General features: G+C 71.6%; 12 protein-coding genes. 5 read left to right on the forward strand and 7 right to left on the reverse strand.

The window, feature by feature from the left end:
- Positions 1–156: 156 nt before the first annotated feature.
- Complete coding sequence (locus tag BN159_RS41255; protein ID WP_015663027.1) at positions 157–663, forward strand: hypothetical protein; 507 nt, start codon at positions 157–159, stop codon at positions 661–663.
- Positions 660–2,807 carry a glycogen debranching protein GlgX gene (glgX, locus tag BN159_RS41260; protein ID WP_015663028.1) on the forward strand — a complete coding sequence of 716 codons (2,148 nt, stop codon included), beginning with the start codon at positions 660–662 and terminating at the stop codon, positions 2,805–2,807. Before BN159_RS41255 ends, glgX begins: the two co-directional genes overlap by 4 nt.
- Here the strand turns inward: glgX and BN159_RS41265 are convergent.
- The gene (locus BN159_RS41265; protein WP_015663029.1) at positions 2,804–3,607 is read right to left on the reverse strand and encodes a VOC family protein; all 804 of its coding nucleotides are present in this window, start codon (positions 3,605–3,607) and stop codon (positions 2,804–2,806) included. The two genes, glgX and BN159_RS41265, sit on opposite strands and share 4 nt — an antisense overlap.
- A 168-nt stretch (positions 3,608–3,775) precedes the next feature.
- Here BN159_RS41265 and BN159_RS41270 point away from each other — a divergent pair, with 168 nt between their 5' ends.
- A complete protein-coding gene (locus BN159_RS41270; protein ID WP_231905682.1) occupies positions 3,776–4,111 on the forward strand; it encodes an ANTAR domain-containing protein in 336 nt (111 codons plus the stop codon).
- 25 nt (positions 4,112–4,136) lie between these two features.
- Here BN159_RS41270 and BN159_RS41275 read toward each other — a convergent pair whose 3' ends face one another.
- A complete protein-coding gene (locus tag BN159_RS41275; RefSeq protein ID WP_015663031.1) occupies positions 4,137–4,928 on the reverse strand; it encodes a SigB/SigF/SigG family RNA polymerase sigma factor in 792 nt (263 codons plus the stop codon).
- Positions 4,929–5,290: 362 nt separating this feature from the next.
- On the opposite strand from BN159_RS41275, the gene BN159_RS41280 reads away from it, so the two are divergent.
- Positions 5,291–5,806, forward strand: a complete 516-nt coding sequence (locus BN159_RS41280) for a hypothetical protein (protein ID WP_015663032.1) — start codon at positions 5,291–5,293, stop codon at positions 5,804–5,806.
- Positions 5,807–5,818: 12 nt separating this feature from the next.
- Here BN159_RS41280 and hemC read toward each other — a convergent pair whose 3' ends face one another.
- The 3 genes from hemC to BN159_RS41295 are packed head-to-tail and all read right to left on the reverse strand — an operon-like array spanning position 5,819 to position 8,910.
- Positions 5,819–6,754 carry a hydroxymethylbilane synthase gene (hemC, locus tag BN159_RS41285; RefSeq protein ID WP_015663033.1) on the reverse strand — a complete coding sequence of 312 codons (936 nt, stop codon included), beginning with the start codon at positions 6,752–6,754 and terminating at the stop codon, positions 5,819–5,821.
- A 60-nt stretch (positions 6,755–6,814) separates the two neighbouring features.
- On the reverse strand, positions 6,815–7,678 hold the full coding sequence (locus BN159_RS41290; RefSeq protein WP_015663034.1) for a hypothetical protein: 864 nt from the start codon (positions 7,676–7,678) through the stop codon (positions 6,815–6,817).
- Positions 7,627–8,910 carry an MFS transporter gene (locus BN159_RS41295; protein WP_015663035.1) on the reverse strand — a complete coding sequence of 428 codons (1,284 nt, stop codon included), beginning with the start codon at positions 8,908–8,910 and terminating at the stop codon, positions 7,627–7,629. Before BN159_RS41295 ends, BN159_RS41290 begins: the two co-directional genes overlap by 52 nt.
- 74 nt (positions 8,911–8,984) lie before the next feature.
- Here BN159_RS41295 and BN159_RS41300 point away from each other — a divergent pair, with 74 nt between their 5' ends.
- Positions 8,985–9,986 carry an ArsR/SmtB family transcription factor gene (locus tag BN159_RS41300; RefSeq protein ID WP_015663036.1) on the forward strand — a complete coding sequence of 334 codons (1,002 nt, stop codon included), beginning with the start codon at positions 8,985–8,987 and terminating at the stop codon, positions 9,984–9,986.
- Here BN159_RS41300 and BN159_RS41305 read toward each other — a convergent pair.
- Both BN159_RS41305 and BN159_RS41310 read right to left on the reverse strand, forming a co-directional pair.
- Complete coding sequence (locus tag BN159_RS41305; protein ID WP_015663037.1) at positions 9,964–10,983, reverse strand: questin oxidase family protein; 1,020 nt, start codon at positions 10,981–10,983, stop codon at positions 9,964–9,966. The genes BN159_RS41300 and BN159_RS41305 overlap by 23 nt on opposite strands.
- A 92-nt stretch (positions 10,984–11,075) precedes the next feature.
- The gene (locus tag BN159_RS41310; protein ID WP_015663038.1) at positions 11,076–11,852 is read right to left on the reverse strand and encodes an NPP1 family protein; all 777 of its coding nucleotides are present in this window, start codon (positions 11,850–11,852) and stop codon (positions 11,076–11,078) included.
- Between the last annotated feature and the right edge of the window lie 35 nt (positions 11,853–11,887).

Consider the following 11,887-nt stretch of genomic DNA (forward strand, 5'->3'; position numbering starts at 1 on the left):
TGTCGCCGGTTGCTCCCGGTGCTCGTGTTGCACGAATGGCGTAGCGCTCCCACTCTTGAGGTGACTCAGAAGCGATCGACGCTCACGCTTCGCGTTCGGGGCCCGTCCCGCGGGGACGGAGGAAGCGCCGAGCCTCGCCGGTGAGGAGCCAACGAGATGAAGACCGCAGTGCCTTGCTACTACCACCTCGACGTGGAAGTGAGCCCGGAGCGCGTCGGACAGGTCAGGCGCATCCTGGCCGCTCACCTCCGGTACTGGGACCTGGAGAACCTCGTGCAGCCGGTCTGTGGCGGTGCCGAACTCCTGCTGACCGCGATCGACGAGCACGCGACGGACAAGAACACGTCGATCGAGATGTGGTGGAACGGCCAGCACCTCATCACGGCCATCGGGGACAACGACCGTGATCTGCGCCCGGACCAGGAACTGCGCGGCTGTCTGGAGCAGATCGCCGCGATCAGCGACGGCTGGGGCTGCTGCGCCACGGACACCGGCAGCAAGGTCATCTGGTTCTCGCAGCGGGCCCGCGCCGGCGAGCGCGTGCCGCTGGTGCCGACCGCCCCGGCGCCCAGCCTGCGCGAGGTGCGCCAGGTGCCCCGCGAGGTGCCGGCCGCCGCGCTGGCCGCCCCGGCTCCCGATCGGGTGCTGGAGGGGGCGCGGTGACGGCCCGCACCAAGCGCTCAGGGGTGCCCGCATGGAGCGGGCACCCCTACCCGTTGGGCGCCTCCTACGACGGACAGGGCACCAACTTCGCCTTGTTCAGCGAGGTCGCCGAGCAGGTCGAGCTGGTCCTGGTCGACGACCGGGGACGGCACAGCACCGTGGAGATGACCGAGGTCGACGGCTTCGTCTGGCACTGCTTCCTGCCCGGCGTCGGCCCCGGCCAGCGCTACGGCTACCGGGTGCACGGCCCCTGGGCACCGGCCGTCGGCCACCGCTGCAATCCGGCGAAGCTGCTCCTCGACCCGTACACCCGCGCCGTCGACGGCCAGCCGGACAACCACGCGTCCCTCTTCGAACGCGGCCCCGACGGTCCCTCCGCGGGCGACAGCGCCGGGCACACCATGCTCGGCGTGGTCACCGACCCGTACTTCGACTGGGGCGACGACCGGCCGCCGCGCCGCCCGTACGCGGACACCGTCATCTACGAGGCCCATGTGCGCGGTCTGACCCGCACCCACCCCGCCGTCCCCGACGAACTGCGCGGCACCTACGCCGGGCTCGCGCACCCCGCGATCGTCGAGCATCTGACCTCGCTGGGCATCACCGCGGTCGAGCTGATGCCGGTGCACCAGTTCGTCCAGGACGGCGTGCTGACCGACCGGGGCCTGACCAACTACTGGGGCTATAACACGATCGGCTTCTTCGCCCCGCACAACGCCTACGCCGCCCACGGCACCCGCGGCGAGCAGGTCGCCGAGTTCAAGTCGATGGTGAAGGCGCTGCACGCGGCCGGTCTCGAAGTGATCCTCGACGTCGTCTACAACCACACCGCCGAGGGCAACGAGAAGGGCCCGACCCTGTCCTTCCGCGGGATCGACAACGCCTCCTACTACCGGCTGGTGGACGGCGACTGGTCGCACTACTACGACACCACCGGCACCGGGAACAGCCTGCTGATGCGGCACCCCTACGTACTTCAGCTGATCATGGACTCGCTGCGGTACTGGGTCACCGAGATGCATGTCGACGGCTTCCGCTTCGACCTCGCGGCCACGCTCGCCCGGCAGTTCCACGAGGTGGACCGGCTCTCGGCATTCTTCGACCTGATCCAGCAGGACCCGGTGATCAGCCGCGTCAAGCTGATCGCCGAACCGTGGGACGTCGGCGAGGGCGGCTACCAGGTGGGCAACTTCCCGCCGCTGTGGTCGGAGTGGAACGGCAAGTACCGCGACACCGTGCGCGACTTCTGGCGGGGCGGCGAGCACACCCTGGGCGACTTCGCGTCCCGGCTGACCGGCTCCTCCGACTTGTACCAGCACAGCAGGCGCCGCCCGCGCGCCAGCGTCAACTTCGTCACCGCGCACGACGGGTTCACGCTGCGCGACCTGGTCTCCTACAACGACAAGCACAACGAGGCCAACGGCGAGGGCAACAGGGACGGCGAGAGCACCAACCGGTCCTGGAACTGCGGTGTGGAGGGTGGCACCGACGACGCTGCCGTGCTGGAGCTGCGCGCCCGCCAGCAGCGCAACTTCCTCGCCACCCTGCTGCTCTCCCAGGGCATCCCGATGCTCTGCCACGGCGATGAACTCGGCCGCACCCAGCGCGGCAACAACAACGCCTACTGCCAGGACAACGAGGTCTCCTGGATCGACTGGCGGCTGACCGGCGAACAGCGCGACCTCGCCGACTTCACGCGGTACGTCATCGGCCTGCGGGCCGCCCACCCCGTGCTGCGCCGCCGCCGCTTCTTCCGCGGCCAGACCGTCACCCATGCGGGCCAGCCGCTGCCCGACCTGGTGTGGCTGCTGCCCGACGCCCGCGAGATGACTGAGGAGGACTGGCAGCGCTCCGACGCGCACTGCGTGGGCGTGTTCCTGAACGGCGACGCCATCGCCGAGCCGGACCGGTGCGGCCGCCCCGTGGTCGACGACTCGTTCCTCCTGCTGCTCAACAGCTACTGGGAGCCGGTGGAGTTCCAGCTCCCGGACACCGCCTACGGCGAACGCTGGACCACCCTGATCGACACGGCCGAACCCCAGGGCGCCCCCGACGAGACCGAGCACAAGGCCGCCACGACGATGACGGTCACCGCCCGCAGCCTGGTCCTGCTGTCCCGCCCGTCCCGATCGCCCGGCCTCTAGCGCTCGCGACGCGAGGTCACCGTGAACTGCGCCCCGTCAGGGTCGCGGAGTACGGCCTCGTCGTCGGACTTCGACAGCACGCTGCCGCCGTTCTGCTCGGCGGTCCGGGCGCAGGCCGGCACGTCATGGACCGCGAAGTGCACCTGCCAGTGCGGGCGGATGGTGGGGTCGGGAGCGGCGCCCAGGGCGCCCGACACGATCCGGGCCACCACATCGCCCCCGCTGCGCAGCACGACCTCGCCGCCCTCGTAGTGCACCTCGCAGCAGCCGGGGCGCTGCGAGGCCCAGTCCAGGACCTCGCCGTAGAAGATCGCGGCGTCGAAGGCGTCGCGGGTGTGCAGGCGGATGAAGGCCGGGCTGGAGCGGCGCCAGGTCTCCCAGTCGCTGACCAGCTCGCCCTCCCAGATGCCGAACGTCGCGCCGTCCCGGTCGGCGAGCAGGGCCGCCCGCCCCGGCGGGAAGGAGATCGGCCCGACCGCGGAGGTGCCGCCGCGCTCCTGCACCCGCGACACCGCCTCGTCCGCGCTGCGCACGGCGAAGTACGGGGTCCAGGCCACCGCCATCTGCCACATCGAGGCGACCGCGGCGATCCCGGCGACGGGATGCCCGTCGGCCAGGGCGATCCGGAAGCGGTCGCCGAGCCTGCCGGTGCGCCAGCGCCAGCCGAGGACGGCGGTGTAGAAGTCCTGCGTGGTCTCCAGATCCCGGCTGGTCAGGCTCACCCAGCAGGGGGCGCCGAACACGGAGTGCGTGGAGACGACCTCACGCGTGCCGCGGGGGAGCTTCGTGTCGTGGTTCATGGCTGTCGCGTCCTGGTCTCGCCGGGCCGGCGGCCACCGGCGTCTCTTCCCAGTGTCCGGCCGTTACCCCTGGGGGCGCCTGCCGAGTACCCCGGCCGGCTTGCCGAAACAAAGATGATTCCACTCCGGGCAGTGGCATACCGCCGCGCGAGTGACGAGTATGGATACGTGCCCCGCGTTCCGCATGAGCCAGCCGACGAGACCGGCCGGATGTCCGAGCTGCAAGAAGAGGTGGCGCAGCTCAAGGAGGCCGTCACCTCGCACGCCGTGGTGGACCAGGCGATCGGGATGGTCGTGGCGCTGGGCCGGGTCTCCCCCGCCCAGGGCTGGGCGGTGCTCAAGGACGTGTCCCAGCACACCAACATCAAACTCCGCCAGGTCGCGGACCTGATCCTGATCTGGGGCCGCGACGGGGAGATGCCCCCGCAGATCCGCGCCGAACTCGAGGACGCCCTCGACCGTCACGGCCCGACGCAGATCCCGGGGCGGACCGAGGAGCTCTAGCTCCCGCACGGGGCCCGGGCGAGTCTCATGGGGCCTGGACGAGCAGCTCCTCCCGCAGGTGCGCGAAGCAGCCGCTGAGCAGTCGGGACACATGCATCTGCGAGATGCCGAGCTGCTCGGCGATGCGGCTCTGGGTCATGCCGCGGAAGAACCGCAGGTAGAGGATGGTGCGCTCGCGTTCGGGCAGCCGTTCCAGACACGGTCGGACGGCCACCCGGTCGACCACGACGTCAAAGCCCGGGTCCGGTTCGCCGAGCGAGTCGCCGAGGGCGTACCCGTCGGTGCCGGGCATCTCCGCCTCCAGCGACAGCGCGGAGAAGCAGTCCAGTGCCTCCATCCCGGAGCGGACCTCGGCCTCGGTCAGCTCGGTCAGCTCGGCGATCTCCCGGACGGTCGGGGGACGGCCCGGGGTCGTCTGCGACAGTTCCTTCGTCGCCTGGCGCACCCGGTTGCGCAGATCCTGGATCCGGCGTGGCACATGCAGCGTCCACATGTGGTCGCGGAAGTGCCGCTTGATCTCGCCGGTGACGGTGGGCACCGCGTACGCCTCGAAGGCGCAGCCGCGGTCCGGGTCGTAGTGGTCGACAGCCTTGACGAGGCCGAGCGCGGCCACTTGGTAGAGGTCTTCAAGGGCCTCGCCGCGGCCCTTGAAACGGACCGCGATGCGTTCCGCCATGGGCAGCCAGGCCCGGACCAGACGATCACGCAGTTCCTTGCGCTCCGGGCCTTCGGGCAGCCGCGCCAGCAGCTGGAAGTCGGCCGCGGTGTCGGGGGCGTCGTTGTGCGGGTGCTGCTTCGTTCTGCCGGCGGTGGGCATGAAGCGCACCTCCCTCAGCGGGTGAAGGTGGGCTCACACAGACGTGCCTCCGGTCCGAAGCACTCTTAGAGCCTTCCCGGCAGCGACCACTCAAAACTTTTGCCCCGATATGAGGGAAAATGGTGCACATTCTGACATCGGTCGACCTCGGTGCGTGAGAGCACCCGGCAGGCCCGGCGCCCGACGTGATGTGCGGCACGCTCGCGTGCCCCTCGGCCGGGCCGGTCGGCGGATAGTCCCTGGGCAGCGCTTGATCAGCGATCAAAGGGGGTGAATCCGCTGGCCACAGCGCATTCTGCTCATTTGACAGTGCGCTGAGCACACAGATAGGAAGCAGCTCTCTGAGGTCGAAGAGGTGCAGTGTGTGCGAGCCGAACGTGGTCGGGGACTGGCAGGAGTACGACGAGCATGCCGGTCTGCGCGTCCGCGTCCACCGTCTGGAGAACGCCGAGCCCCCGCGCGGACGTGATGACGCCGCCGAGGGTCTGACGTATTTCTGCCTGCGGGTGACGGTCGAGAACCGCGGCGAGCGGCACTACGGCATCCATCTGGAGGACGGGCAGATCGACGTGCGGGTCGGTCCGGACGGGGAGAGCGCCTTCATCGACTGGCGCAACACCCAGTTCATCGAGGGCTTCGACGTCTACCCGCTGCGCCGGGCCACGGCCGTGCTGTACGGGGCCGGACCGGAGGCGAGCCTGAGCCAGATCGACGTGCAGATCCAGCTGCGGGTCGAGGAGGAGTGGGCCGAGCGCCGGCTGTGGGCCGGCGGCATCGGGCTGCACGAGGGGCCCGTGCATTCCGGCGCGGGCCGGGAGTGCCTCGCCCACCAGGTCAGCAACTTCCTGCGCGACCAGGCGGAAGAGGGCACCGCCTGACCCGCCGCGGGTTCAGTGCGGGATGCCGTCGATGATCTCGCGGGCGCCCTGACGCAGCAGCGCCACGGCGACCGAGGTGCCGAGGGTGGCCGGATCCAGTCGCCCCGCCCACTCGTGGGCGTTGAGCCGCGTCTTGCCGTCCGGAGTGAACACACACGCCCGCAGGGACAGCTCCTCGCCGTGGTCCACGCGCGCGTACCCGGCGATCGGGCTGTTGCAGTGGCCCTGGAGGACATGCAGGAACATCCGCTCGGCGGTGGCCTCCCGGTGGGTGTCCGGATCGCCGAGGCCGCTGACGGCGTCGATCAGCTCCGTGTCACCCTCCCGGCATTGCAGGGCGAGGATGCCCGCGCCGATCGGCGGCATCATCGTCTCGGGGGACAGGATCTCGGTGATCACATCGCTCCGGTCGATGCGCTCCAGACCGGACACCGCGAGCAGCAGCGCGTCCGCCTCGCCCGCCGCCAGCTTCGCCAGCCGCCGGTTGGCATTGCCGCGGAAGGGCACGCACTCCAGCTGCGGATGGGTCGCGGCGAGCTGCGCGACCCGGCGCACCGAGGAGGTGCCGATGCGGGTGCCGTCCGGCAGCTCGTCCAGGGTGAGGCCGCCGGGGTGGATCAGGGCGTCGCGGATGTCGTCGCGCTTGAGGAACGCGGCGAAGACGGTGCCCGCGGGCAGCGGCCGGTCGGCGGGCACGTCCTTGACGCAGTGCACCGCGAGATCGGCCTCACCGGCCAGCAGGGCGGCGTCCACCTCCTTGGTGAACGCCCCCTTGCCCTCGACCTTCGCCAGGTCCCCCAGCCACTTGTCGCCGGTCGTCTTCACCGGCACGACCTCGGTGCGCACCCCCGGGTGCAGGGCCGTCAACTCGGCGCGGACACGCTCCACTTGAGCGAGCGCCATGGGCGAGTCGCGGGAGACGATACGGATCAGTTCGGGGACGGACATGCCGACACGATAGACCTTCGGATCACAGGTTCCCTGCGGTACCGCTCGATTCCCGTCGGATCAGGACAGTTGCCACCCGAAGGGGAAGTGGGACTCCTGCCAGCCCTCGCCCAGGGCCGACAGCCCGGCGATGTCGTCCGGCGCGCGCACCAGGCTGCGATGGATGAGCAGTTCACGCCGCTCCGCGGAGGTCAGCAGCTCGTCGACGTCGCTCACTGTGTCCATGCCGCCCTTCTCGCACACATTGAGGTGCGCGCCCTCCGGGGTGCGCACATCGACCCGGAAGTCCGTGCGCCACTGCGAGTTGTGCCCCCAGCCCTGTGACAGGTCGACGGTGGGCCGATGGCGGCGCACATACGTCCAGTACAGCGGCGCGCGATCGGCGACCCCGCGCTCGGCGTGCCGGACGCCCGCGCGGACCCGGACTCCCGCCCGGCCGAACAGGACGTGCCCGTGCCACAGTCCGGGCCACACGACCTCGGTGACGCTGATCGGCTCGTCGGGGTCCGCGGCCTGCTCGACCTCGACGATCTCGTGCAGGAACGGATCGAAGGCGGCGGCCTGTTCGAACGGTGCCATGCCGAGCCGGGTGAACAGCTCCCGGTACTGGGCCCTCGTCACCGCCGGCCACCCGTCGAGCGGGTCGGAACCCTGGTCGAGGCGCGGCTGGAACGCCAGCAGCAGCACGTCGCTGACCCGGCTGAGCGCGTACAGCTCCCACAGCAGGTCCGCGGCCCGCTCGTCGAGTTCCTCGCCGGGCGAGCGGGGCAGTCTCGCGACGTCCTCGGCGAGGACCCCGACGTACTCCCTCTCGGCCCGCCGAAGCCACGGCTCCACGACGGCCGGGAACGCGTCGGGGCCCGGGTGGTCGCTCAGGTCTCTGAACAGTTCCCGCGCGGCGACCCATGTGTCTTGCGTATCCATGTGCGGACCGTAGCGGCGGCCGGTTCGTCGGATCCACACGATTTCCGCAGCCTCGGGCGGCCGTACGAGAGCACCGCGAGCGCCCCGGCCGTGAGCAGGCCGCCCACGAGGAAGGCGCCGCGGACCCCGAATCCCGTGAGCGCGGCGCCGCCGAGGAGGGCGCCCAGGGCCACGCCCACGTTGAAGGCGACCGAGTTGGCCGCGAGGGCCGATTCGGTGCGGCCCGGGGCCACTTGGAGCACCTGGCTCTGCGAGGCCATGAACGCCGGGCCCACCGACGCCCCCAGCAGCATCAACAGGGCCACACACGCCACCTTGTTCTGCCCCGTCGCGTACAGGCCGAGCAGGGCGAACAGCTGGGTGGTCACCGGTACGGCGAGCGTGGCCCGCGGGAACCGGTCGAGGAGCGGTCCGGTGACGGTGACCCCGGCCAGGCCCGCGGCCCCGAAGGCCAGCAGCACGGCGCTGACCGCGTCCTCGTCGAAGCCGCTGACCTCGTCGAGGAAGGTGGCGACGTAGGTGAAGGCGGTGAACACGCCCGTCACCGATAGGGCGGTGGTGGCGACGACGACGAGGAAGCGGCGCCGGTCGGGGGTGACACCGTAGGCGGAGTGGCTCTCCTGCGGGCGGGAGGTCGGCAGCAGCACGACGATCGCGATCAGCGACACCACCGCGAGCGCGCCGAGCACCGCGAACGGGGTGCGCCAGCCCGCGTGTCCGCCCAGCCAGGTCCCGGCCGGCACACCGAGCACCGTGGCCAGGGAGCCCCCGACCGACAGCAGCCCGATGATCCGGCCGCGCCGCTCGGGCGGGTACAGGCCGACCGCGACCGGTCCCATCACCGACCAGAACAGCGCCTGGGCGAGCGCGGTCGTGGCGCGGGCCGCGAGGAGTGGGCCGTAGGAGACGAACTCCAGGGCCGAGGCCCAGCTCGCGGCGGTGAGGAGGCCGAGCAGGACGGTGAGGAGGTGGCGGCGGGGGATCGCCCGGGTGGCGTGGGCCAGCGGCAGCGAGACCACGACGACGGTCAGCGCGTACCCGGTGACCAGCAGGCCCACGGACGGGAGCGACACCCCGAGGTCGTCGGCCATGAGGGGGAGCACGCCGACCGGGAGGTTCTCGGTGGTGTTGAAGGTGAACGCGCCCAGCATCAGCGCCGCGACGACGCCACCCCTGCGCCAGGCGACGCCTCGGGCGGTGTACTCAGGGGAAGTTGATCGGTAGTCGGTCATCGGGGCCAGCGTGCGCGGCGGGCGAACGCCGCTCTACTCTTTCGTCCCAGACCGAATCAAGGAGGGAGGCCGCCTTGCCCCTCACCCTGGACCTGGGCACCGACGACCTGACCCGCTGCCGGTTCGCGATCTCACCGCTGTGCCAGACCCACGAGGCGCTACGGCTGCTGCGCCGCCCCGCCCGGCACGGCTACCACCGCGGCTGGCTGCGCCGCGTCGGCCGCACCGTCGCCGGTCTCGACCTGTCGCCGCTGTGGCTGTTCATGCAGCCGCCCGGCCGCTACACCCCCGACTTCCTCGGCCCGCCCCCGCCCGAGCCGTACCCGGCCATCGAGGACGAACTGGCGCGGATGCGGGCCACCGACCCGTCCCTCGCCCATGCCGAGATGGTCCGCTCGCTCGCCGGTACGCCCGGACTGGCCGCGTCCGCCGAGGGGCGCGCGGCGCTCGACGACCCCGCCGCCACCGTCCGGCGCCTGGCCGACCTCACCGAACGCGCCTGGCACGCCCTGCTCGCGCCGGACTGGGCCCGCCACCGCGCCGTGCTGGAAGCCGATATCGCCCACCGCTCCCGGCAGGCGGCGGACGGCGGACTCGACGCGCTGCTCACCGGACTGCACCCGGGCATCGGCTGGGCCGGGCACACGCTCACGCTGCGGATGTCGGGCGACCACGCGGACGCCCAACGCGCCGACGGCCGGGGCGTGTTGCTGATGCCGAGCGTGTTCGTCTGGCCGGACGTGGTCAGCGGCTTCGCCCGCCCCTGGCAGCCCACCGTCATCTACCCGGCGCGCGGCATGGGCCGCCTGCACGACACCGCCCCGCCCGACCCGCCGCAGGCCCTGGCCCGGCTCCTCGGACATCAGCGCGCCGCGGTCCTCACCGGTCTGGCCGTCCCCGCCTCGACCACCGAACTCGCCGCCCGCCACGGCCTCGCCCCCTCCACCGTCTCCGCCCATCTGGCGGTGCTGCGGGAGGCCGGCCTGCTGACCTCGCGGCGTGAAGGGCACTACGTCCTGTACGGGCGGACCGAGTTGGGCGACTCGCTGACGGTCACGCGACCAGCGGCTCGCTGATCTCGATCGCCCGCTGGGCCGCGGCGAGCGCGAGGTCGTCGCCGACGTCCAGGGCCGTGTCGGTCAGCTTGATGACGTGCTCGTCGCCGTGCGCGAGCGCCCGCTCCATGACCTCCTCGGCGGTGAGCCGAGCGGACGCCCGGTAGGCGACCGGCTCCGCGGGGGTGTACATGGCGGTGACGGCGGCGGACGCGGTCCAGGCCGCGTGCAGGCTCGGCACCCACAGCTCGCGCGGCAGCGAATCCAGGGCGCGCAGCACGGCGTTGGGGGCCGTCGCCGCGTGCACGAGCATGGTCGGCTCGCCGTGGCCATGGGTGGCGTAGCGGTGGGTCGCGGCCCGGACCAGCTCGGTGAGCCGGTCCCGCGCGGTGTCCGGGTCGGTGACGTCCTCCGCCCAGGTGGGCAACTGCTGCACGGCGGCCAGCCGGTTGCGGAACCCCATGTGCCCCGGCGGGATCGGGGGTACGGCGGCCAGGGCCTCGCTCGCGGCCGGCGTGCCCGGCAGGACGTCGAAGCCGGTCAGGGGCTGATGCCGGGCCGCCCAGTAGCCCAGCGCGTGGGCGAGTTCGGCGCTCCGGGGCGCCGACTCGCCGGTTTCGAGGGCGCGTACGGCGTGGCCGACCCGGATGATCACATGCGTGGCGCCGCCGTACATCCCGGGGAGCAGGCGCGGCCACCACTCGGTGAGGACGTCGCGCCAGGGGCGGTCGGCGAGGGCGCGGGCGAAGTGGTCCGTCCAGTCGGCGATCCGGCGTGGATCGCCCAGTGCGGAGGGCCAGTTGTCGTCCGTGACCGGGGCCAGCCGGTCCGGGAAGTCCTCCAGCCGGTCCCGGTACAGATCCACCCAGCGGTGCAATGCGCCCGCCTGCCCGTTCGCGGCGAGCGCCTCGACGACCATGGGAGCGTGGTTGGTCAGCCAGCCCTCGCGTTCCGGGCCGGCGGCGTGCAGGCGTTCCAGGGCTTCTTCGAGCGATCCGCTCGTGTCGGTGGAGTTCATGCCGATCACGCTAGACAGCGGGCGACACCACCGGATCGGGCCCGGGGCGGAGGCGCCGGACGGCGCTGGTCCTAGTCCCCGGGCCCGAGGCCTCACGCGTACGGGTCGAAGGTGATGCCCGACGGCTTGGCGGACGACAGGTGGTTGCCGAAACTGGCGTCCTTCAGACCGAAGTTGGCGCTGCCGAAGTCGTAGGCGACCAGCTTGTCGCGCACGCCCGACGGGTAGCCGTTCCAGCCGACCAGCGGCGGGTACTGCCAGGTGCCCTGGTGGTTCTCCGGCGGCTCGTCATTGGAGTTGGCGAGCCGGAAGCAGTGCGTGCTGATGCCGTCCTTGTGGTACACGATCTTCGCGTGCGTGCCGGAGAAACGGACGGACGACGCCGCGCTCACCGTGAACGAGCCGTGGTTGGACGTCGAGACGTACTTGACGGCGCCGCTCTGCACCCAGATCACGACGTGCTCCCAGTCGTGCCGGTGCCCGCCGATGCTGCTGCCCGCGATGGCCTGGTCCTTCTCGAAGTACAGGCCGTACAGGTACGCGCACCAGCCGTTGTTGCACTTGTAGCGCGAGTAGCTGTTGGTGTTGGTGAGGTCCCAGGCGTCCCGGCAGCTGCCGTTGAGGGCGCCGGTCGGGTTCAGGCCGCCGTTGACGGTCCCGTCGGGGCCGATCGCGGGCGTGGAGTAGCAGCCGTCCGTGTCGTAGTCGAACGCTGGCTGGTAGGTGAACTCGGCGGACTCGGCATTGGCGGGCAGTGCCTGCGGCGGGGCCGCGAAGGCGACGGAGGGGAAGGCGATGACGAGCGCGGCGGCACCGGCAAGACCGGTGAGCCATCTTCTGCGGTGCTTCTTCGACGACGGTGACGACACTGCGTCCTCCTCGCGGGCGCAGCCCAACGGCTGTG

The organism is Streptomyces davaonensis JCM 4913, assembly GCF_000349325.1.
GTDB classification, from domain to species: domain Bacteria; phylum Actinomycetota; class Actinomycetes; order Streptomycetales; family Streptomycetaceae; genus Streptomyces; species Streptomyces davaonensis.

Excerpts from the sequence above, each read along its gene's own strand:
- BN159_RS41255 (WP_015663027.1), top strand. The coding sequence starts at position 157 with ATGAAGACCGCAGTGCCTTGCTACTACCACCTCGACGTGGAAGTGAGC.
- BN159_RS41265 (WP_015663029.1), bottom strand. The coding sequence starts at position 3,607 with ATGAACCACGACACGAAGCTCCCCCGCGGCACGCGTGAGGTCGTCTCC.
- BN159_RS41275 (WP_015663031.1), bottom strand. The coding sequence starts at position 4,928 with ATGCCCACCGCCGGCAGAACGAAGCAGCACCCGCACAACGACGCCCCC.
- hemC (WP_015663033.1), bottom strand. The coding sequence starts at position 6,754 with ATGTCCGTCCCCGAACTGATCCGTATCGTCTCCCGCGACTCGCCCATG.
- BN159_RS41290 (WP_015663034.1), bottom strand. The coding sequence starts at position 7,678 with ATGGATACGCAAGACACATGGGTCGCCGCGCGGGAACTGTTCAGAGAC.
- BN159_RS41295 (WP_015663035.1), bottom strand. The coding sequence starts at position 8,910 with ATGACCGACTACCGATCAACTTCCCCTGAGTACACCGCCCGAGGCGTC.
- BN159_RS41305 (WP_015663037.1), bottom strand. The coding sequence starts at position 10,983 with ATGAACTCCACCGACACGAGCGGATCGCTCGAAGAAGCCCTGGAACGC.